This window comes from Flavobacterium sp. N1719 (genome assembly GCF_025947045.1).
GTDB lineage: Bacteria > Bacteroidota > Bacteroidia > Flavobacteriales > Flavobacteriaceae > Flavobacterium > Flavobacterium stagni.
In genome coordinates, this window is record NZ_CP109993.1 from 1,982,221 (window position 1) to 2,004,276 (window position 22,056).

Sequence of the window (22,056 nt, forward strand, 5' to 3'; positions counted from 1 at the left end):
GTAATACCGAAGTTTATGATTCGTAAACACTTTGTCACGCTATCGGTTTTCACGATGGCGTTTTTTGTTTCTTGTCAAAAGGAACAGAATGAATCAATAGTTGTCCAAAAAGGAACCGTTACTGAAGGGGTTTATGCCTCAGGTGTCATTAAAGCCACAGGACAATATACCGTTTATCCTACCGTTAGCGGCACTTTAAAATCTATTGACGTGCAAGCTGGGCAGGCCGTAAAATTGGGACAGTTGTTGTTTGTTTTGGATCAAGAAAAGGCCGCGTTAGCCACGCAGAGTGCATTGCTTGCCCAACAGTTGAGCGCCGACAACAGTCGGTTTGTTCAAGACAAAATCAGTGAACTGGAATGGAAAGTACAATCAGCCAAAGACCGATTAGCCTTGGATGAATCCATTTACCAACGCAGTCAACGCGTGCATTCTCAAAATATTTTATCCGAAGTCGATTTTGAAAAAACACAACAAGCGTACAAAAGTTCGAAAGCCAACTATGAAATGGCAATTAAACAATTAGCACAATACCGTGCTCAATTAAAAAATGAATCCCAACGCAATGCCAATGCGGTGGCTTTAAGTCAAAAGTCCCAACGCGATTATTCCATTCAAAGTGAAGTATCGGGGACAGTTTATGATATTTTAGTGAAAGAAGGAACCGTAGTTAATCCGCAAGTTCCATTGGCTATCATTGGACAAAAAAATCAATTTTATCTCGAATTGGAAGTCGATGAAAACGATATGGTCAAAGTCGCCTTAGGCCAAAAATTGGTAGTCACTTTAGACAGTTACAAAGGCAAGTCATTTACCGCAGTAGTTGACCGAATTTATCCGATGATGGACGAACGATCGCGAACCTTCCGCATTGAGGCTCATTTTATACAATTGCCATCCCGTTTGTATCCCAACCTAACTGCAGAAGCGACGATTATTATTCAATCCAAATCGAATGTAATCAGCATTCCTAGAAATTATTTGGTGGATGGTGCGTATGTTTTGGTGAATACTGACGAAAAACGTAAAGTCACGGTGGGAATTGGCGATTATCAACATGTCGAAATTACCGCAGGGTTACAAGCGGGCGAAACCATTTATTTGCCCAAATAATGAACGTTAAACTCCTTTTCAATATCGCTTTGCATTTATTGCGGGCGCGCTTCAAACAGTCGCTTGTGGCTGCTGTGGGGGTGACGTTTGGAATTGCGATGTTCATTTCATTAGTTAGTTTCATGAACGGATTAAACGACTTATTGGATGGATTAATGTTGAATCGAACGCCCCATGTACGCTTGTATAACGAAATTCAACCTTCCAAACACCAACCTGTCGATTTTGATCCCCAGTATCGCAATCAAACGGTAATTATTAATTCCGTAAAACCCAAAGATCGCGGCAAGTCGATTTACAATGGAAAAGCCATCATCCATGATTTAAAACAAGACAAACGCGTGGTCGATGTCGCGCCCAAAATTACTGCTCCTGTTTTTTTTAATTCGGGAACCATCGAAATTTCTGGTGTTGTCTATGGCGTTGATGTGGCCGCTGAAGAAAAGCTATTTCGGTTAAGTGATTATGTGATTGCGGGGAAAGTAGCTGATTTAAACCAAAGCAACAGTATTATTATCGGTAAAGGTTTGGCGGATAAAATGCTGATGAAAATAGGGGATGTGGTTAAAGTCACCACTGCCAAAGGCAATCTTTCCACGTTTAAAATTGTAGGTATTTTGCAAATCGGTATCGCTGAATTGGACAATACCATGAGTTATACCTCCTTGAGTTCGGCCCAAAAATTATTGGGTGCACCCACCAACTACATCACCGATATTCAAGTCAAATTATTTGACATTCAACAAGCCCCTGCCTTGACCAAAGAATTTAGTAAAAAATACGAGGTAGACGGTATGGATTACCAAACCACCAATTCGCAGTTTGAAACCGGAAGTACCATTCGAAGTATTATATCCTATGCTGTTGGAATCGTACTCTTGATTGTGGCAGGATTCGGAATTTACAACATCTTAAACATGATGATTTTTGAGAAAATGGACAGCATTGCCATTTTAAAGGCCACCGGATTTTCAGGACGCGATGTGCAATGGATTTTTATTATACTATCCATGATTATTGGATTTACGGGGGGTATTTGCGGATTGTTATTCGGTTATATTTTTACCTCAATTATTGATGTGATTCCGTTTAATACGCCCGCTTTACCTACGATTACGACTTATCCCATCAGTTTTCGACCGTTGTTTTATGGTATCGGAATCACTTTTGCATTAACCACAACCTTCATCGCTGGTTGGTTCCCTGCACGGAAAGCGGGAAAAGTAGACCCCGTTGAAATCATTAGAGGGAAATAAGATATGGCAGCACTTGTATTAGAAACCCGTCAGTTAACCAAATCATTTTATGATCCAGCTCCATTTGAAGTCTTGAAAAAAATTGATTTGCAAATCCATCAGGGTGAGTTTGTATCCATTGTCGGGAAATCCGGTTGTGGAAAATCCACGTTACTGTATTTGTTGTCAACCATGGATACCGATTATCAAGGGGAAATTTATATTGATAACGAGTTGGTTACTGGAAAGTCGGATGCTTCATTGGCCCTCATCCGTAATTCACAAATCGGATTCGTCTTTCAATTTCATTATTTGTTGACGGAATACAATGTGGTGCAAAATGTCATGTTACCCGGAATGAAATTAGGGAAATACACCAAAGATGAAATTGAATTCCGCGCCATGGAGCATTTGCGAACACTCGGTATGCACGAACAAGCTTTAAAAATGCCCAATCAATTAAGTGGCGGACAAAAACAACGGGTAGCAATTGCACGGGCCTTAATTAATGATCCATTGATTATTATGGGGGACGAACCTACGGGAAATCTCGATAAGAAAAACAGCGACTTGGTATTTGCAATTTTCAATGAATTGGTACAAGAACGCCAACAAACCTTATTGATTGTTACCCATGATCCCGACTTTGCCGCTCGAACCCATCGTATTGTGACCATGGAAGATGGGCGGATAGTTTGATGTCAAATAGATGTCTTAAGGACAAGTGGTCTCATACGTATGCATCATTTCCAAATAGCCTTTGAGCATGTAGTTCATTTGGTATTCGTTCGCAATGGCTTCACGATCCTCTTTCGTTTTTCCTTTTTTGGAGGCCTCTGCAATTTCTTTTTGGGTAGTTGCGTAATCTGCTAACATTTTTTTGCGCTCTTCTTTGGAATTCATTTTTTCCATCTCCAATTTCATTTTTTCAACAAACGCTGGACAATCACGACCAACTGTTTCAATTGCTCTTGAAAATCCTTCTTGTGCGGCTTCTTGCCCACTGAAAAGTGTCAAATTTTCAAAATCAACTGGAGCATAGCCAAATTCATCACCCGGCTTTTTGATGTAGGTCATAACCATCACCACCTGACTTTGTCCACCCTGACTCACCGAAATGAAAGCACCATACAAATTGAGTTTACCTTCACGAATTAACGGCACAAATACATCCCGGTAATCATCCATGATTTTTCCTTTTTTGATGGATTTTATTTTGAGGTGTTCAAAGACTTCATTGTCCATTTCACCTTTAAATTCAATGCGCTTAATGGTTGAAACATCTACTTTTTCAACCGAACCTTTTTCCTCTTTTTTAAATGAAATTTTATTGTTTTTTACCGTCAAATTGTCTTCTAATTTGCCAAACGAGCCCATAGGAGAGACCATAAATCCGCGCGGTTGTTTAAAATCCTTGACAAAACCTTCCATTTTTTCACCCGAATTTAATTCGATAAGTGCGGGTAGGAATTCGTTGTTGTTAAAATAAATGGTTTGTGCATTTACAGTGAAAAAGAAAAGTACAAATACGAAAGTGCATAAAGATTTCATAAAGGAAAGGATTTAGATAAATGATTACATCCAAATATAGTTCAAAAAGTTAATTCTTCACCACCAACTGATATTTTTCCAACAAGCCCCGCAAACCGTTTTCATGAAAAATAGCTTTTTTGACTTTGTTTTTTTCAGGGTCGATGATAAAGTCGTAACTCGTATAAAAATCCGCTTTTTCTAAATTGGTTTCACTAAATACGGCCCGACGCAAATTACAGGAATCAAATAAAGCGCCGGATAAGTCGGATGCCATAAAATCCACCGCTATCATACTGCAATGGATGAACTGGATGTTTTTTAATTTGAGTTTGTAAAATTGACTGTAATCCAACAAACAGTCTTTGAAATGAAACTCATAAATCACTTGGTCCGTCATTGCAAAATTGACCGAAGTGAGGTTACATCCCGTAAACCAAACGCCCCGCAACGAAGTATGATTGATCTTCGTTTCTTTAAAATTGCATTGGATAAAATTGCAATCCACAAACGTCACATTGCGAAAGAAACACTGCGTGAAATCACAGTCTTTGAAGGTGCAATGTTCAAACTCGGTATCCTGAATGTCTTCTTGGGTGAGTACTTTATCCGTTATTGTTTGGTCGTGGACGAAATGATAACTCATGGCGTATTTTTGGTCACAAGGTACAGAATCTAGCCTACATTTTTTATATTTGAGCAAACAAGCCGTATGATTTTTAACTTTTGTCCGCGCTGTACTTCAGCCAAATTGTATACCGAAAACAACTACCGAGTGGAATGCCGCCATTGCGGATTTACCTATTTTCACAATGTCGCCGCGGCTGTCGCTGTAGTTTTAAAATTTGAAAACAAAGTACTGTTCACGGTGCGCAATATGGAACCCGATAAAGGCAAATTGGATTTACCCGGCGGATTTGTGGATCCGGGTGAACGGGGAGAAGTGGCAGCATGTCGGGAGTTGAAAGAGGAGCTCGGACTCCAACTTGATGTGCGGAAAATGAAATACGTGACTTCGGCAGCCAATAATTATTTGTACAAAACAGTTCCTTATAAAACCTTGGATTTGTTTTTTGAATACGAATTGGATTCCGCTGAAATCGCCATCGTTGCGCCCGATGAAATTCAAGACATTCAATGGATTGATCCCAAAACCATGGATTTGGAGGCTATAGGTTTTATTTCAATTCGAACCGTGATTGGAGAGCGGTATTGTAAATAAGCGATTTGATATGAAGTGTTTTGTGCAGCGGTTATGGATCGGACTATTTTTATTCGCGAAGGCGGTGCTTTCTGCCCAACCCATCGCGGTGGTTGACAAACGAAACTTTACAATAGCCCCAGTGTATGTGGGCGAAACGGCACAAACTTTTATTCCCATTCGCAATTCGGGCAACCAACCCTTATTAATTACGGCTGTTCAAGGAAGTGGAACGCCAACTTTCGATTGGACCAAAGAGCCGATTCTTGCTACAGGAAATGGGGTTGTTATTTTTAAATGGCCTACAAGCGTTCCCACAACGACTTCTCAGATGGTATCCATTACCACCAATGCATCAGAAGTGCCCATTCGCGTTAAGGTGAATCTCATTGTTTTGGCAAAAGAAGAGCGCGATGCCGTGGTCAAAGGAACAGTTGTTGATTCATTACACCAACCGATTCCGTTTGTATTGGTCGTGAATCGACACCAAAAACAAGTGCTACAATCCGACGCAGATGGGCACTTTGCCATCAAGGCCCGATCCATTGATACACTCGAATTTCAAAGTATGGGTTATCTCACAAAAAATGTTGCAGTAAAAACTATAAAGGATACCCTGCAATTGCAACCCGCAAAACCTTTGGAAGAAAGCTACGGACCTCAAAGAATACCCAAAAAAATTCCCGTTCCTAAACCCGTTGCAAAGCAAGAGGTAAAAGCAGTGAAGCGGAGGGTGAAAAAGTAAAGGATGAATTTGCTAAGCAATAGCCTTCAAAACTCCGCTTTGAAAATGGTGTGCAAGTTTGTACTGGTCACGAAAGGATTTTGCTGCGCAACATCCTTCAAAGCTCCGCTTTGAAAATGATGTACAAGTTTGTGCTGGTCACGAACGGATTTTGCTGCGCAATATCCTTCAAAGGGTTGTTTTTGAAAATGGTGTTCAAATTTGTGCTGGTCTCGACAGGATTTTGCTGCGCAACATCCTTCAAAGCTCCGCTTTGAAAATCATATAAAACAAAAAAAACGCTCAAGTAAACTTGGCGTTTTTTTTGTTTTATACGATTTATTCGTGACCTCGACAGGATTCAAACCTGTAACCTTCTGAGCCGTAATCAGATGCGCTATTCAGTTGCGCCACGAGGCCGTTTGCGTAAAGCATTCGTCTGAACTAGTGCTTTATTGCGGGTGCAAATATAGACATAAATGTGTAAATTGCAAGCGTATATTTGTAAAAATCATTAAAAAAATGCAACTCGAAAACTATATTCGTGATATTCAGGATTTTCCAAAAGAGGGAATTCTATTTAAAGATATCACGCCGCTTTTATTACACCCCGAAGCGCGCGCAAAATGTTTGGATGCGTTAGTTGATTTATTGGACCAGCAGCCCATTGATAAAGTTGTCGGCGTGGAAAGTCGGGGCTTCTTTTTTGGTACTTTGTTGGCCGATCGATTGGGTGCCGGATTCATTCCCGTGCGGAAACCTAACAAATTGCCGTATGCCACGATTTCAGCCTCGTATGCGCTTGAATACGGTACGGATAGTCTAGAGATCCATACCGATGCTATTCAGCCCGGCGATCGTATTCTTATTCACGATGATGTGTTGGCAACGGGTGGAACGGCCAAAGCGGTTTGTGAATTGGTCGAGCGGCTAGGAGGAACGATTGTACAGTGTTCGTTCCTGATGGAACTTTCTTTTTTAAACGGTAGCGAAAAATTGAAGCCGCATCCCGTGGCTGCCGTGCTCACTTATTAATCGAGCGCGCGTGTCGTCACATAATACCGCCAAGCTAAAATTGCCAATTGCCATTTTTTGGCTTTCGCTGGATCCAATTGCTGCTTGGTAAAACTGGGTAAGCACCATTTATTAACTTTAGCCAAAACTTTAAACATGCGGTTTGATTTTAGGCAAAAATAAAAAAGACCACGTAATTCGTGGTCTTTTCATTTATCCTTTTTTCGTTTTCGCAGGTGCTTTTTCTTTTTCCAGCGCTTTTTTCGCTTTTTCCAATTCTTCGCGGGCCTTTACCATTTCTTCTTTGGCTTTCACCATATCGGCTTTTGCTTTTTCCAAATCGTCTTCGTCGCTTTGATTTTTTTGGAGGTCACCTTTCAATGCTTTCATTTTTTCTTTGAACTGTTCCAAGCCTTCTTCGTTGCGGAAGTCGAATTCTAAATTTTCCATATTACCAAGTCCTTTGAACTCCATTTTATTGTTTTTCAAAATTTCGTCCAACTCTTCTTTCGTGTAATCATCACCGCCTTCAACCACTTTTCCATCTTCAATAACCAACGGTTTCTTTCCGTTTTCTTGGATTATCATTTTTGATTTTCCCGAAAAACCCTCACCGTCACCAAAGCTGAAATTGTATTGTTTCATATCAGGGAGTTGATCCAATTGGAATCCTTTGCCAAAAGGCGAGAGGTTGTCTCCACCAAAAGAACGTCCAAAGATGTCATTCATGGCAAAGATGTCGTTGCCTTGATTCGGTTTCCCAAATCCGATTTCGCCATTTTGTTGGAACAAAACAATATCGGCAATCGGCTGTTCATTGCTGTATTCCAATGCACCTTTATTGCCTTTGCGGTCTTTGTATTCAATTTTAATGGCCGTAATCTCTTGGTTGGCATTGCGTTTTACTCCCGAATACTTAACCGTAACACCGTGTTCTGCTAAAGCTTTCACGTCGTCTTTCATTTCTTGATCTGGAGTTGTTTTTTTCCAGGTCATCACAATATCATCCTGACGGTCTTGCATCAATTTGGGTTGGTTTTGTGCCCCCAAAACATGCGATAACAATGTCGCGGCAATCACCGCAATCAAATTAAAAAATCGAACAATTACTGACATACTTCTTTAATTTTTTGGTTGTTTATTATGGTACTACAAACTTAAGAGAAAGTGCAATTTCGATGGAGCGTATTTTACAGTATTTTAACGCTTATCCCTTTTTTAAGTTAGCTTTCGCTTTCTCAAATTCGGCTTTGGCTTTTTCCATTTCGGCTTTTGCCTTTAGCATTTCCTCTTTGGCCTTCAACATTTCCTGACGTGCTTTTTCTAGTTCCGGTTGTTGGGCATCCATTTCAGCACGGGCTTTACGCATTTCCTCTTTCGCACGCTTCATTTCTACACGCATTTCTTCGCGTCCTTCTTCCATGGCTTTGCGTCCTTCTTCCATCGCTTCAGCACGAATGGCCTTGATTTTTTTAGTATTAATTTTTACCACTCCATTTTTTGCTTCTGCGCCATAGGTTTTAACTACATCTCCGTCTTTAAAGACTTCAACGGTGACAATATCTTCAGGATTGATGGCATTTACATCATATCCCAATTCCATCACTTTGCCATCAACTATAATCATCGGTTTGTCAGAATTAGTCGCTCGAACCACAATTTTATGTTCGTTTACTGAAGCATCAATGTCTTCCGGTCCATTCAGGGTGATGATTTCACTGCCGTCATCAGAACGGATAATGCGTTTTTCTATGCGAACATCACCTGGTTCGTCTTGGGAAAAAGTTTTGGTTACCGTTATGGTTTTCATTTTTGGAGTGCCAAAACCAATGTGATCGTCCGATTTGAAAAACACGATTGGAGCGATGGGTTCGTCACCACTTACTTGGGTTTGCCCTTTTTTTCCTTTATTATCTTCGTAGCTCACTTTGATACCTGTGATTTCCCCTTTTTCGTTGCGTTTAACTTTGGAATATTTAACCGTTACGCCCTGTTCCTTCATGGCTTTCACATCACTTTCCATTTCTGAGTCGGGGGTGTTTTTGTCCCAACGCATTTGAATGATGTTTTGATTGTCATTTCGCTCAATAATTTGAGTCTCTTTTTCTTGGGCAACTGTTTTAATTTGGAACAAGAAAATAAATGCAACTAGGGCTGGAATCATCAATGTGTATTTCCAAGAATTGCGTTGGTGGGATTGATTTTGATGTAACATAAGAATTCGTTTTTTGATTAATGATTGATAAAAGGGATTCGTAATGGCCAATTGATGGGTGGGAATCGCCACTTTCAATAAAGCTTTTTGATACGCTTTTGGATTGCCAGATAACGCCATAGCTTCGCGATCGGCAATGTATTCTAAATTTTGTAAAAGCACTTTTTTGTAGGCCCAAACAAAGGGATTGAACCAAAATAAACCACAAATAATGTGGGCAATAAGTACGTCAATGGAATGGCGCTGTTGGCTGTGAATTTGCTCATGAAGTAAAATACTCTGACGTTCTTCTTCGGTATACAATTGGGAGTTAATCACAATATAATTAAAGAAGGAAAACGGAGCTACCGATTCATTGACATCCACCAATTTAACAGCATCTTGTTGGGCACTATTTCTTCGTTTTAAAAAAGAGAAAACAGAAAAGAGTTGGAACACCAAACGACCAATAAATACCATAGCGATGCCTATGTAAATGACTAATACAACCGAACTCCAATCCATAGTAGGTGGGGGAGTCGTTTTTGCTACACCCGGCGCTGCCATAGCCATGAGTTGGTCTATTGTCAGTTTAGGTCGGGTAATCCAAACCGTTTTGGTAATGGTCAATAAAGGAAGGAGCATTGATAGCGCATAACCTGACAACAAAAACCAACGGTTGCTTTTGAAAAAGGTCTCTTTTCGCAAAAACAAATAATAAAACAGGAAAAAGGTAGCCAAGAGTCCGCCCGATTTCAATAAGTAAATGAAAAGCGCTTCCATACTATTTCTTTTTTTCGATTAAAGCTAAAATCTCCCGTAACTCTTCCGCTGAAATTTTTTCCTCTTCTGCAAAAAAGGAAACCATTTGTTTGTACGAATTGTCAAAGTAATTCGCTAAAGCCGTTTTCATAAACGTCTTGCGGTATTCTTCCAAAGAAATGATCGGATGGTACTGGTGCGTGTTCCCAAAGGCTGTATGTCCCACATACCCTTTGTCTTCCAAGTTACGGATGATTGTCGATAAGGTATTGTAATGCGGTTGGTCTTCGGTAATTTCCGCCATCACTTCTTTTACGAAAGCTTTTTTAAGCTTCCATAAAATGTGCATGATCTCTTCTTCCTTGTTGGTTAACTTTTGCATGGATTTCGTTTTTTAATTGATGAATCAAACTTACAACTATTTTTTTAGTTGACAAACTAATTTTATAGTTATTTAACTATTTTTTTAGAAATAGGGGTTTGAACGGATTGTGTATCTTTGCGCCATGACCCGTAAAACCTATACCCGACATAATTTTCACAAACATACCTATTGCGTGTTTCAGGAAGTGGATGCCACTGTTTTGGAGTCGCTCCAGCTCCAATACACCAGCAAGTCGGGGAGTCGGTATTATTTTACAGAAGAGGGTGTTTATCGTGTGGCCAACCATTGGGGAAGGGCAGCCAATTGCAAATGGCGTTTAGAAACCCAAGGTCCCAAACGCTATTCGGGCAACGTAGTCGGCTACGCACCTTGGACCGCTTTTTTACCCGATAATGATACCGATTGTTTGTATGCTATCGAAATTGATTTTGATCTCCGCACCGCTCATTATTACCATAAAGACAGCAAAGTGTTTCCTGAGTCAACGGTTTTCCGTACCGCGCCAGAAACCCTCAAACGACTCAAAATCGTGCGCCAGCATTTAGGAGAAGACAATTGGTTGCGCTACTATGCAGGCAACCCAGCCACCCTCCGCCAACAAATCTTAACGGAATGGAATACTAGCCATGCATCCTTGGAGGGTATAAAAAGGAAATACTTGTGATAAGTGGGAGTTTACTCAAGTTTTAAATTCCAATAGTTAAAATCCCAAATTCCAATTAGGAAATTCCAATTGTTAAAATCTCAAATTCCAATTAGGAAATTCCAATAATAAAATCCCAAATTCTAAATTCTAAACTCTAAATTCTAAATTCTAAACTCTAAACTCTAAATTCTAAACTCTAAATTCTAAAATTTATATCTCCCGCTCGCCACCTTCCGCAGGATGTTCAAAATTTGCCGGGATATCACGAACCTGCTCTGGATGACTCGCTTTCTCTTGCTGTACCATGCGGTAGACTATATAGCCAGAGGCCGTACCAACCAATCCTAAAATACCCATGACTAACCAGTTTGTGGCATAGCCGTAATGGTCCACAACGGTCATTCCAATTTTGGCACTGAGTATGTGGGCCGCCGAATAACTCATCGTAAATATCGCCATATAGCGGCCTTCGTGTCCTTTGGGGGCCCGACTTATCGCAAACGAATTGGAGAAGGGGAAAGCAAACATTTCCGCAAAAGTCATAAACACCATCATGACGAGTAAGATGCCCGCCCATTGGTGAATTAAAAGTAAAAACAGACTTATACTCATAAAGAAACAACCCCAAGTGACAATCTTAACTTTATCCAGTTTTTTGCGCTCCACCGCACTAACAATGGGCATTTCCAAAAAGAAAACAAGCACACCGTTAAAGGTGAGTAGCAATCCCGTTTGCAATTCGGTAAGTCCAAATTGGATGCGATGGTACAGCGGAATCGTGGTAAACAATTGAAAGAATAAAATACCCGTAATCACACAGCAGAACAAGAACAACCAAAACGGTCCGTCCGTAAACACCGATTTGCGCTCCGCTTCCAAGGCAGCCTTTTCATCGGGGTGGAGTTTGATCGCTTTTTTCTCTTTGACCAATACAGCAAAAATTCCGATAGCAAGAATACACGTAGCGCCATCAACCCAAAACAAACCTTGGTAGCCCATCCCCATAATGATGAGTCCGCCCAGTGCCGGACCCGCAGCAAAGCCCAAGTTAATGGCCAAACGTACCAAGGTCAGTGCCCGTGTGCGATTCTCAGGTTTGGCATACGTACCGATCGATACAAACATGGCCGGACGAAACATGTCCGCAATCACCATGATGCCAAAAATAGCCACACATAAAGCGTTGAAGGTTTTGACGTATTGCAACACAAAAAAGGCCAAGCCACTGGTGAATAAACTAAACACCATAATCTTATAAAACCCGATTTTGTCAGAGAGTTTGCCGCCTAACCAAGAGCCGGCCATCGAACCCACACCGAACCAAAATAAAATCCATCCAACTTGCTCGTAATTGAAATGCAAGTCTTCTTTCAAGTATTTGGATAAAAACGGTAAGACCATGGTACCCGCGCGATTGATAAAGGTAATCAGCGTCAGGATCCATATTTCTCGGGAAAATCCTTTAAAGTTAGCAAGGTATTTTTGAAGGGCTTTTTGCAACATGAGGCAAAGGTAGTGAATAGCAATTAGTCTTTAGACGTTAGACCGTAGTCTTTAGTAATGTATGCATAGATTAAAAAAATGCCATACATCGTGAAATAAAATAGAGATCTCCATACTACTATATAAAAAAACCACCCGTGTAGGTGGTAGTATTTTTATAGACAGTACAAAAGCTCAGTAGCTTAGCAGCTCAGTAGCTCAGCAGCTCTTAATCACCAATCGGTTCAACTGCTTTCTCAAAACGTTGGGTTTTGGAATTCCAAACAATGTTCCAATAGCCACCTGTACGGCCGTATTGGTTGGCTACGGTAAAATTTTTAGCCTTGGGCGAAGTCACCTCAATTTGATCATAAATCACCGTCATTAAATTCCCGGTTGGAACCGTAGCATCGGTAAATGAAATTTCTTGAAAAAGGCGGTGGTCTCTTTTACGCATGATTTTCAGGGATGTCATTTCAGCCTGAGTGGCTCCCACTTTTTTAGTATAAACACCCACGAAATAATAGTCGGGAAGCGAATCAAATTGCGGGATTTCGGTTGCGTTCGTTGCAGTGTCGTTGAGTGAAGTTGTCAATTGCAAGTGCACGGGTAGGGAAGTGGTAGTTCCAACTTTAGTCCACGTACCACTAATTTTTTGATCTTGTAAGGAAAGAATAAATGTGGCAGTGCGTTGTTCCTTGTTCATTTCATACAAGGTTACCGTTTGTTGGTTTGCATCCAGTATGCCCTCCAAACGGATAGGAGTATTGTATTGGGTATAACTGTATACACCGTTAATGTTAAAGTTCTTTTTTGCCGCTTCACCAAAATAATCGGGTGTGATTTGGTACGATAAGTTGATGGAAGCTTTGCCTACAGTACCGGTGTAATTATAACATTGGTACCCGTTGGCTTGGCAAGTAAACCAACCGGAAATAAAGAAGGCGATGGATAAAGTAAAGGTTTTCATAAAGATTGGTTTTCAGTGGTTTAGTGTAATTTTTAATTGCAAAACCAAACACAATTTCCGTGCCAGAAATTTAATGAGAAAAGGAGTGAAGAAATTATCCCGTCCTTTTCATTTTGATGCAAGTGAAATGCGCGCCATCGGGACTAGGGGAATGAATTTAAAAAAGACGAGTATTGCCTCCCGTCTCCTATACATCTTTACAACATTGATTGATTATTTTGTTTGAAAACTTTCATAAAACAATTCAACATTTTCAAAGTTAATCTCTTTTAAATTTGGGATTAACTTTTGCAGTTGTAATAATTGTGCTTTGTTTATAGCATAAACCATATAAACATTTGGGTCTTTATCGGTATCTACATCTAAAATATTTATTAGTTTTTCAACTGATAAATCAATTTCGAAACTTTCAATATGCTTATCACCTTCTTTTTGATATATTGCTATTTCTCTAACTACCATATTTAATTTTTTTTTAGACATAAGCCAAGCTAAACCCCGATAATGCGGACTGAAACCGCTGCGCATCCCGATAGCTATCATCTCCAGACATTAAGTCAATCCCCCGCTTAATCCTCCCTCGCTTTTTGTGTTACCCATCCTGCAACCCTACGTGAATTGCTGAGTACCCATAAAGCAAGACCACTTTTTATGAATTGAAATACCAACCAATGGGCGTTGGGATAGTCTTTAAACAGTATTTTTTGTTGTGTAAATTCAAACAAGTTGCGGCAAAAGTCGGGAATACTGTCAAGCAAGGCCATGCCGCTCATGACAATCAGCGCGATACGGAGTACGGTCACTTCTGAAAGCGTTAGGCTAAAGGTGGTTTCTTGAAAGTTGTGATCCAATCGAAAATAACGAATTAGGCTGTCCGTTTTAAACAAAAACAACCGAATGACGGCGATAAAAATCACCACGATGAGTAAATTGACGGCCAAAAGTAACTTCAAATCCTCGAAATCGTAACCACTGTGGCCATACAAAAAGGGACCAACGAATTGGGGTAAAAAGAATAAACCGTTTACAATCATCCAAATGCCGATGATTTTTAATACTAGGGTCCAAAAGGAGTGGGGTGTCATCTTGTAAAAATTGATTTTAGTTAAAATACAAATAGGCAAACATACCCAAATATACAAAAGTCACGGCAATGCCTAAAAAAGCAGTATTTCTATTGTTGGGTCGCACCCGGTAGGCAAAACTAATACCCAAAAAGAGAGCCATCACGAAAAGACAAGCGGGATGGGTGAGGAAAGAAACCGAATAGTCGGTAGTAGCAATACGAATCGTTTTTAGTTTGCCCAACCATGCTGTTTTTACCAGTGCAATAGGGGCTTGTGGATTGATTTCAGGCAAATCGGGTGGAAAGAAAAAGCGGTATTTTTCTCCACTTGCTGTCGTCACGAGATAAACATTTTCATAACTTCTGTGCGAACGGTAACTTGCTCCACTAATTTGGTATTCATAATACTGAATCGATTGTTCAGGTAGGACGGTTGCCTCAGGATGAAAAAAATCAAAATACAGCAACAGTATGCATCCAAAAGTGATGTAGACTATGGCATTCAACGAACGGGAATGGCGTAAAGGTGTTTCCAAACTAAAAGCGGGTATATGTGAATGTGTTTACTCTCCCTGTTTCACCAAACGAAAGCCCAACAGCGTTCCCGGAATAAATAACACCAAACCACATACAATAAACCAAGTGGGATGGGGCAATAGCACAAAATTCAGCACCGCCGAAAGCGTTAATACAATGCCCGCAATCAAAGGTGAGCGTAATGAAGTGGTGCGACCGATGATCCGAATTAAAAGGCCGCAAACGATCGAACCCACAAGCCAGCCACCCAAAACCAATAACCAAAAGTCGATGGGCTGGGCTTCCATAAAAGCGCCAACGGCTTTCGTATCCTTTAGATCTAATGTTTTAGGAAAGGGATGGAGCGAATTATTAATGGATTCCGCGACCATAAATAAGAGTACTGCCGCTATTATTCCGGAGAGTACGGCACCGATTCGTCGTATCATAGGTGTTTGTTTTATTTCAAATTTAACTTTTTTTATATTTAAAAACAATTTTCAAATTTGAAATGGTACTATCCAACAACAAACAAGATTATCTACTTTGTTTAAATTCATCTCCTAAAAGCAATAAAAGGAGGATAAAATAAAAAAGAGCACCACCTGAAAGTAAAAAGACTTTCCGTTTGCTGTGTATTGAAGTATTTCTTTTCTCATAAAATATCGAATTTCCCGTCAACGCCACAATAAATAAATACAACAACGGTCCGATGAAAAAGAGAAACAATGCATTATCCCAAAGTGAGGTATTCTTTTTGTTAGGTCGTTTGGGTGGGGTATTCATGAAAGGTGTATGCTAAAGAAGTAGCTCTTTTTTAATTATGAATCAACATTATTTTACTCTATCATGAGAAATAACAAATGCTGTACAAGGAATTAAACAGGGGTATTTCCATAAGTTTTTCGGACTATCGTTCAAGCCCTCAAACATACATTTAAAATTGATCTCACTATTTTGACATTCATCCAAGTCAGCAATTACATTTTTGTAACTTTTTCCACTACTTTGTTTAAGTTTAAATAGAAGTTGCAATAAATCATTTCCTTTAAACCCACCAATTCGATAATATGTTTTGGTAATATGATCAATCACCAGTGCATATTTTGTACAACTGTTTTTTACATAAAATAAGGTGTTGGAATTGGAAATGACAGTATCTTTTTCAACATCTAATAAATAAAGGGAATAGCGGTTTAAATAGTCATCTTTAACACACGAATTTAATTCTTTAATATCCAGTTGAATGTTATCATCCAATACCAAATCCAAGCACTTTTTAAGTGTATAATCAGATTTCATTCCAATAGAACCATCAATGACCAGTAGGGATTTAAATACACTTTGGACATTTAATTGAGCGTATCCTGAATTAAATACTATTAAAAGTAAGATGAAGACTTGTATATTTTTCATTAGAGTTTTTTTATAATTACTCACTGCGCATCCCGATAGCTATCGGGAGCTGACTTTGAGCAACATTATTTACTATATTCTTCAAAAGAAGAAGGTTTTAGCGTATTTACTTTTGTATTTCAATTAATTCAACTTTCACAATCCCCGCTATCGTCTGTGAATTAAATCCGCGCCACCGTGGGTGTCAGAATAAAAAGGTTTTAAGTTTTGGAAAATTGAAGATAACTCTATAAGATATTCTTTTGATTTCTCTAATTTACTTAAATCAATTTTTTTTAATTCTAAATTTAAAGTATTCATTATTTCTCTTAAATCGTAAATTGAATTTAATGAAAACAATAATTGTAAAAAAACATCATCATCATTTTTATAAATTTCAAAAAGCTTTAAAAAATCTGATAAAATGTCTTTATCATGAAATTTACCAAGGCACCATGCTAATGAAACAGCGTTTTTATTAACGTGATGAAATAATTCGAATAACACAGTTTCTAAGATAGAATTAATATCATTTTCACTAAGTTTAAGATTATAGATTTGAATATCATTATGGAATAGATGTAGATAATCTATATCGCTATATCTATCTTGAATGTGTCTTTCAACTAACAAACCTAAATAGGTAATTGCAGACTTAGATTTGTCTTCATTTTCAGAACGCATTATGTAAATTAAATCTTCTACAATATTCTTCATTATCGTCTTAAATTATGTCCCCTCTCTGTGCATCTCAATTACAATCGAAATGCTGAACATCGTGCATAAAATAAACACTTTGCAGAGTGGTAGGTTAATCCACAACTTCAAAAGGGATTTTGAAATAAACCCTACGTTCCTGAAAGTAATCTTTCCCTTTTTTCTTTTTCATTGTACGACTGATCTCTAAAATATAGCCTCCAACATTACGTTTTCCAGGTTTTGCAAAACTATGCACATATTCAAGTCTATTATTTTTAAAATATAGGGTGTCAAATTTTTTACATGTGGTTATTTCACAATAATTGTCAATTTTTTTCTGACATAATAACAATACACGAATGCTATTTTTTATAATCGGCTTAAAATAAAATTTAACTAAAGTTGTATCCTTTACTTTAAGTTTGGTTTTCCCAATAGTAGTTTTAAAGAAATTACTTTTTTCAAGGACTAATTCCTTTTTCTCATTGTAATACCAGCCCTGATTTAGATACAACTTATTACATAAATTAATGTATTCTAATTTTTTCTCTAAATCATCATCTTTGTAATATTCAAATACTTTTTTTCCTTCTTTTTTTTCACTAGCTGAAGTCACTTCAATCTCTGATTGACTAGTTTCTTTACAGGAAATAAAGCAAAAAATAAGAAGTAAGATACAATTTTTCATAATTGGATTATATTCACGATTTATGTTTGAATTGGCATTCAAACGCTCAGTAGCTCAGTAGCTCAGCAACTCAGCAGCTCATCTCTCCAATTGATGATACGAGCGATACGAAAGCAGCAATATCCCCAAAACCACCAATGGGAAAAACGTTTGCCCGTTCATGCCGTCAACTGCACCGTGGCTGATGGCTGCAAATAGAAAGTTGAATGTGAATCCGGCATAGGCCCATTCTTTCAAACGTTTGGGGACTTGCGGAATGACCAAAACAAGTACGCCCAAGATTTTAAAAACCACCAAGGCATTTCCGAAATACTCGGGATAGCCCAAATGGCGAATCCCTTCCTTGGCCAGTTCCGTTTGTGAAGTCAGTGCCGGCATCACACCTTCAAATAGGGCGATAAGTGTAGTGGTAGTCCAGTAAATTAGTTTGTTTTTTTTCATGGGAAGTTGGTTTAGGGTTTGTTTAACTGACATAAATATACAAAACCGACAAGACAAATAGCAGAAATCCGTTAAACAAAATCGAATTCCACAGAATATTCTCGTTGGCCTTTTTGTACCCCAACAGCAGTCCCGCACAAATATTCAGCGACAACGCAAGTATCCCCAGAAAATATAATTTTAATCCGTTGAAGCCTGAGATCAATCCCTCCGAATAATCTTCGTTAATCGTTTTAACTCCGGTAATATTGTGAAATAAAAAGGTTTCTTCTACTTCAACAAAAGGTGTGTCAATATTGCCTCGTTCCAAGCTAAACGTTTGCCCTAGATCCGTAAAATACATTTCCCCAATAAAGGTGCGTGAATGTCCACCATAGCGCGACTCATGTTCGTATTCCAACATCATGGTTGCTTCCACAATCGCGGGCACAAACTTGCGGGGAAGCACCAACCGATCCAATAACAATATGTTGAGGCATACGGCGAGTCCCACAATGAGATAGGTGATTGGCTTTTTGTATTGTACCATGAAGGGAAGGTAGTGAATAGTTTTGATTTTTTTTACACTATGCGATTTATCAAATTAATACAGCAAACACATTGAATCGTTTCATACCTGTTTAGGTCTCAAATGTTGGAGATGGTACAGCGGTTTAGGAGTATGGTTTGAAGCTATTCCAGCTCTACATTTCATGTCCTCAGCCTTTACCGTGTTTTTGTAAGCCATACGATAGCTTCCGTTGGTCGCTTTCGTTAGGCAACAAAAAACTACGGTACCGTCTTCCGGGCTTTACATTTCGATCTGGGCTAGGGTGCCGACTTTCATTCAATCCTTCTTTATAAAAGCAAAAACCACCCGTGAAGGTGGTTTATTTACAATTGTTACTTAATTAACTGTGTGGGCACGGATTGCACTCGAGGCTTTAGCCGAACAGACGAAGTAAATCCGCGCCATCGGGGTTTTGTTTCTTCACTTTGTGGGCACGGATTGAAAATCCGCGCTATCGTGTGTGCATTAAATCCGCACTATCTTCCGTGCAATAAATCCGCGCCATCTGGGCGATCTTCCGTGCAATAAATCCGCGCCATCGGGGGTAGCGCAGACTTAGTCAATATTTTTTATATCCTAATCAATTATTGTAACTTTATAATTATCAATCAGGTATACTTCTTCATTGGTGTCTAAAAATTTTATGTTGTTAAATTTTAAATTACAATAAGTGATTTCTATACATTTTAAATCGTTGAAACCACTTATTTCCGATACCATTTCTGTTTTTATTCTAGTGTTATACAATACTAAGTATTCCAATCCTTGTGAAGTCGATAAACTATATGGAAAACACTCTAATTTACATCCTTGAATAATTACATTTTTGACGCTTTTGATGAATAAATTACTTAGGTCAAGTGTTTTCTTTGTATTTAAAATTGAAAATTCATCCAAGTTCAATAAAATAGTGCCATAATGTTTCAAATTACAATTTTCAAAAGATAACACCTTTAATTTAACTAACGGATTAACATCGAGTTTCCAATCTTTAAAATTCAAATTTTTAAAATGTAATTGTACAAGTTTTTCAGCTGTTACCAAGTTAGCTATTAACTTTTCGGGGTCAATATTTTTACAATTGTTTATCTTGATAGCTTTTAAGTTTATCAATTTTTTGAATACTGGAAATTCTATTTTTTTGAAATCAATTTGATCTAAATAAACTATTCGAATAGTATCATATATATTGACATTTTGCAAAAACTTCTGATAATCATCATTCCCTACAATCAGTAAAAAATAGGGCTGATCATCTTTTGTTAAATTACGATAGTTGATGATTGGTATATTTTTTACACCTACTTCTTTACGTATTTCACTTTGTAATTTTGCAAAATCGCTAGAATATATTTGTGTGATATTTTGTGAAATAGCAGAAGCACTCATCAACATTATCAAAGAAAAAAAATAGAACCTTGTCATGTAAATAATTTTAATATTTTTTGAAATAAACATCTGTACTAATGGTTATGTAATTGCCGTAAGAATTTAAAACATGTACTTCATTTTGTCTCCTATTTATTACTGAATATTTAATATCTGGATTATCTTTAGCTTTTTGAATGTCGTTTGGATAACTAGGAGTTCCTTCTCCATTCATTGAGGAGTCGCCATTGATTTTTACAAAATCAACATTATGTGTATGAACTATGGAGGTTACATATGCATTTGTATTATATTTTTTTATTATTTCTCGTAAGCGAGGTCCATAACGAGGTTCAACTGTTGCTTCGGTATCTCCTTGATTAACCACGTCACCTTCATTTTTAATAATTTCAGGATCTTCTTTACCTTCAACTTTTATATTTACTTGTGCAAATTCTCTATCATTTACTCCTTCTGAATCTTTAAAAATACCTTCATATTGTGATTGTCTATCTTCATTAGATGCTAATTCATAAACATTTTTTCCATTTAATTCAGAAGTTTCAATTGTTTTTCCTTGTTCAGTACTTCTTACTACTTCTCTTTTAGCACTTCCATCTACAACATATACCCTTCCGTCAGAAATACCATTAGAATCTTCTCCTATTTTTTCACCCTTTTTATCAATATATATACCATCTGAGATTTGCATCCCATCAGGGTCGATGAAGTAAATAGGATTGTTCATACAATAATTATAAGGCGACCACCTTCTATACTTCTCCGCCAACGGGTCAATATTCATCCATCTCCCCAACGCCGCATCATAATTTCTCGCTCCATAGTCGTATAGGTTAAGCCCCAACTCATCCTGCCACTCTTTCCCATTGTACTTATACTTATACGTCAAAAACTCTTCCGTAGCTGGTGCCATGCGTTTGAGTTCTTCGTCTTTAACCATAACCATGCGGCCGCCGCTGTAGTTGGTGTGGCGCATCCCGAAGGGGTAGTAATGGTTTTGCTCCACAATTTTCAACTGTTGGGTATCAGGGTCGAGGCTGTAACTCAATCGGATGTTGCCTAAATGATCGGTGTAGTTGTACACATAGCTAAACTGGTCTTCGGGTAATTCTTCGATTGGGATTTTAATTAATTGTCCACTTTGTTCGATTTTTGTCGTTAAGCGTGAGGCATAGCCTTCAGCCGTTGGAAAAAACTGAAGGATGTTGTTTTCATACTGAAATCCATCGGCATAATCCACTTGCTTGTTTTGTGTAAGAACGTCATCTTGCACGAGCTTGCGCACTTTGCGCCCCGTAGCGTCGTAAATGTACGAAATATTCCCTTTGCCGCCAAGGTCAATGTAGGTGGGTAAATTCAAATGGTTGTATTTAATTTCTTGAATTCCCTTGTTTTCATCACTTGTCATATTTCCCATACTATCATAGGCATAATCATCGGTGGTGTCGGTGGCTAAAGTCCCGTCAGTACTATCGTCTTCAAATCCCGAAGGGTGTAAGGTCGCATCGGTGACTTTGAGCAGTTGGTTACTGTCCTGCGGGTAGGTGTACGTTAGGTCGTCAATCTCGATTTCTTGAATGCCGTTGTCCAAGTTCCCGTTGCGTTTTAGGGTTAGGATATTCCCGTTTTCATCATAGGTAAGTTTCTCCCGGTAGTTGTTGATGTTGGCCGCGGTGAGTCCGGGTTTTTGGTAAAACGCCTCGTCCATGCGGTTCAAATCATCATAGGTATACCCGTAGGCGCGTTTCACATTGTCGTTGTACGAGCGCCAAAAGGTTTCACTTATGTTGCCGTTGTACAAGGGTTGCACCCCGTTCATGCCGCTTACCTCAACATCGGTATAATTGATTTTAAAAGCAAAGAGGTCATTCGGGTCATTCGGTTGGGCTAATGCATCTACATCATTAATCCCCGTCATCCATCCGCGGATGTTGTGTTTTTTTGAAGCTATTCCAGCTCTACATTTCAAGTCCTCAGCCTTTACCGTGTTTTTGTAAGCCATACGATAGCTTCCGTTGGTCGCTTTCGTTAGGCAACAAAAAACTACGGTACCGTC

At 38.7% G+C, this 22,056-nt stretch carries 26 protein-coding genes and 1 tRNA gene; 7 read left to right on the plus strand and 20 right to left on the minus strand.

The features are described 5' to 3' along the window. Positions 1-15 precede the first annotated feature (15 nt). From OLM45_RS08495 to OLM45_RS08505, 3 genes are read left to right on the plus strand one after another with little or no spacing between them, the layout of a single operon-like run. Positions 16-1,113 carry an efflux RND transporter periplasmic adaptor subunit gene (locus OLM45_RS08495; RefSeq protein ID WP_264509562.1) on the plus strand — a complete coding sequence of 366 codons (1,098 nt, stop codon included), beginning with the start codon at positions 16-18 and terminating at the stop codon, positions 1,111-1,113. Then, entirely contained in the window at positions 1,113-2,369 is a 1,257-nt protein-coding gene (locus OLM45_RS08500) for an ABC transporter permease (RefSeq protein ID WP_129462245.1), read from the plus strand. Before OLM45_RS08495 ends, OLM45_RS08500 begins: the two co-directional genes overlap by 1 nt. A gap of 3 nt (positions 2,370-2,372) precedes the next feature. After that, complete coding sequence (locus OLM45_RS08505; RefSeq protein WP_264509563.1) at positions 2,373-3,047, plus strand: ABC transporter ATP-binding protein; 675 nt, start codon at positions 2,373-2,375, stop codon at positions 3,045-3,047. A 15-nt stretch (positions 3,048-3,062) separates the two neighbouring features. Here OLM45_RS08505 and OLM45_RS08510 read toward each other — a convergent pair whose 3' ends face one another. After that, entirely contained in the window at positions 3,063-3,899 is an 837-nt protein-coding gene (locus tag OLM45_RS08510) for a hypothetical protein (protein ID WP_264509564.1), read from the minus strand. A 49-nt stretch (positions 3,900-3,948) separates the two neighbouring features. After that, positions 3,949-4,524 (minus strand): pentapeptide repeat-containing protein, encoded by a 576-nt coding sequence (locus tag OLM45_RS08515; protein ID WP_264509565.1) that lies wholly within the window; start codon positions 4,522-4,524, stop codon positions 3,949-3,951. 66 nt (positions 4,525-4,590) lie between these two features. On the opposite strand from OLM45_RS08515, the gene OLM45_RS08520 reads away from it, so the two are divergent. Both OLM45_RS08520 and OLM45_RS08525 read left to right on the plus strand, forming a co-directional pair. Then, a complete protein-coding gene (locus tag OLM45_RS08520) occupies positions 4,591-5,100 on the plus strand; it encodes an NUDIX hydrolase (protein ID WP_264509566.1) in 510 nt (169 codons plus the stop codon). Between the two features lie 10 nt (positions 5,101-5,110). Then, on the plus strand, positions 5,111-5,824 hold the full coding sequence (locus OLM45_RS08525; RefSeq protein ID WP_264509567.1) for a DUF1573 domain-containing protein: 714 nt from the start codon (positions 5,111-5,113) through the stop codon (positions 5,822-5,824). Positions 5,825-6,149: 325 nt separating this feature from the next. On the opposite strand, the gene OLM45_RS08530 is transcribed toward OLM45_RS08525, so the two are convergent. Next, a tRNA-Arg gene (locus tag OLM45_RS08530) sits at positions 6,150-6,223 on the minus strand. Between the two features lie 102 nt (positions 6,224-6,325). On the opposite strand from OLM45_RS08530, the gene OLM45_RS08535 reads away from it, so the two are divergent. After that, positions 6,326-6,838 carry an adenine phosphoribosyltransferase gene (locus OLM45_RS08535; protein ID WP_129462237.1) on the plus strand — a complete coding sequence of 171 codons (513 nt, stop codon included), beginning with the start codon at positions 6,326-6,328 and terminating at the stop codon, positions 6,836-6,838. On the opposite strand, the gene OLM45_RS08540 is transcribed toward OLM45_RS08535, so the two are convergent. From OLM45_RS08540 to OLM45_RS08555, 4 genes are all read right to left on the minus strand, one after another. Next, complete coding sequence (locus tag OLM45_RS08540) at positions 6,835-6,975, minus strand: SsrA-binding protein (RefSeq protein WP_129462236.1); 141 nt, start codon at positions 6,973-6,975, stop codon at positions 6,835-6,837. The two genes, OLM45_RS08535 and OLM45_RS08540, sit on opposite strands and share 4 nt — an antisense overlap. A 55-nt stretch (positions 6,976-7,030) precedes the next feature. Continuing rightward, positions 7,031-7,933, minus strand: coding sequence for a hypothetical protein (locus OLM45_RS08545; RefSeq protein WP_264509568.1), 903 nt, complete (start codon positions 7,931-7,933; stop codon positions 7,031-7,033). A gap of 91 nt (positions 7,934-8,024) precedes the next feature. Then, positions 8,025-9,794: a M56 family metallopeptidase gene (locus OLM45_RS08550; protein WP_264509569.1), complete on the minus strand. Its 1,770-nt coding sequence runs from the start codon at positions 9,792-9,794 to the stop codon at positions 8,025-8,027. A 1-nt stretch (position 9,795) separates the two neighbouring features. Beyond that, on the minus strand, positions 9,796-10,155 hold the full coding sequence (locus OLM45_RS08555; RefSeq protein WP_129462233.1) for a BlaI/MecI/CopY family transcriptional regulator: 360 nt from the start codon (positions 10,153-10,155) through the stop codon (positions 9,796-9,798). A gap of 124 nt (positions 10,156-10,279) precedes the next feature. On the opposite strand from OLM45_RS08555, the gene OLM45_RS08560 reads away from it, so the two are divergent. After that, positions 10,280-10,822 (plus strand): hypothetical protein, encoded by a 543-nt coding sequence (locus OLM45_RS08560; RefSeq protein ID WP_264509570.1) that lies wholly within the window; start codon positions 10,280-10,282, stop codon positions 10,820-10,822. Positions 10,823-11,014: 192 nt separating this feature from the next. Here the strand turns inward: OLM45_RS08560 and OLM45_RS08565 are convergent, their stop codons facing one another. The 13 genes from OLM45_RS08565 to OLM45_RS08625 all read right to left on the minus strand — a co-directional run bounded on the left by OLM45_RS08565 (position 11,015) and on the right by OLM45_RS08625 (position 22,002). Next, positions 11,015-12,307 (minus strand): MDR family MFS transporter, encoded by a 1,293-nt coding sequence (locus OLM45_RS08565; protein WP_264509571.1) that lies wholly within the window; start codon positions 12,305-12,307, stop codon positions 11,015-11,017. A 208-nt stretch (positions 12,308-12,515) separates the two neighbouring features. Continuing rightward, positions 12,516-13,256 (minus strand): hypothetical protein, encoded by a 741-nt coding sequence (locus tag OLM45_RS08570; protein ID WP_264509572.1) that lies wholly within the window; start codon positions 13,254-13,256, stop codon positions 12,516-12,518. A 213-nt stretch (positions 13,257-13,469) separates the two neighbouring features. Next, positions 13,470-13,718: a hypothetical protein gene (locus OLM45_RS08575; RefSeq protein ID WP_264509573.1), complete on the minus strand. Its 249-nt coding sequence runs from the start codon at positions 13,716-13,718 to the stop codon at positions 13,470-13,472. A 107-nt stretch (positions 13,719-13,825) separates the two neighbouring features. Then, a complete protein-coding gene (locus OLM45_RS08580) occupies positions 13,826-14,341 on the minus strand; it encodes a hypothetical protein (RefSeq protein WP_264509574.1) in 516 nt (171 codons plus the stop codon). 16 nt (positions 14,342-14,357) lie between these two features. Further along, positions 14,358-14,858, minus strand: coding sequence for a hypothetical protein (locus OLM45_RS08585; protein WP_264509575.1), 501 nt, complete (start codon positions 14,856-14,858; stop codon positions 14,358-14,360). 27 nt (positions 14,859-14,885) lie between these two features. Next, entirely contained in the window at positions 14,886-15,287 is a 402-nt protein-coding gene (locus OLM45_RS08590) for a hypothetical protein (RefSeq protein WP_264509576.1), read from the minus strand. Between the two features lie 385 nt (positions 15,288-15,672). Then, entirely contained in the window at positions 15,673-16,254 is a 582-nt protein-coding gene (locus tag OLM45_RS08595; protein ID WP_264509577.1) for a hypothetical protein, read from the minus strand. A 147-nt stretch (positions 16,255-16,401) separates the two neighbouring features. After that, the gene (locus tag OLM45_RS08600) at positions 16,402-16,950 is read right to left on the minus strand and encodes a hypothetical protein (RefSeq protein WP_264509578.1); all 549 of its coding nucleotides are present in this window, start codon (positions 16,948-16,950) and stop codon (positions 16,402-16,404) included. A gap of 94 nt (positions 16,951-17,044) precedes the next feature. Next, positions 17,045-17,620 (minus strand): hypothetical protein, encoded by a 576-nt coding sequence (locus OLM45_RS08605; protein WP_264509579.1) that lies wholly within the window; start codon positions 17,618-17,620, stop codon positions 17,045-17,047. A gap of 78 nt (positions 17,621-17,698) precedes the next feature. After that, positions 17,699-18,061: a DoxX family protein gene (locus tag OLM45_RS08610; protein ID WP_264509580.1), complete on the minus strand. Its 363-nt coding sequence runs from the start codon at positions 18,059-18,061 to the stop codon at positions 17,699-17,701. Positions 18,062-18,083: 22 nt separating this feature from the next. Beyond that, a complete protein-coding gene (locus OLM45_RS08615; RefSeq protein WP_264509581.1) occupies positions 18,084-18,590 on the minus strand; it encodes a hypothetical protein in 507 nt (168 codons plus the stop codon). Positions 18,591-19,187: 597 nt separating this feature from the next. Continuing rightward, positions 19,188-20,036 carry a hypothetical protein gene (locus tag OLM45_RS08620; RefSeq protein ID WP_264509582.1) on the minus strand — a complete coding sequence of 283 codons (849 nt, stop codon included), beginning with the start codon at positions 20,034-20,036 and terminating at the stop codon, positions 19,188-19,190. A 10-nt stretch (positions 20,037-20,046) separates the two neighbouring features. Continuing rightward, entirely contained in the window at positions 20,047-22,002 is a 1,956-nt protein-coding gene (locus tag OLM45_RS08625; RefSeq protein WP_264509583.1) for an RHS repeat domain-containing protein, read from the minus strand. Between the last annotated feature and the right edge of the window lie 54 nt (positions 22,003-22,056).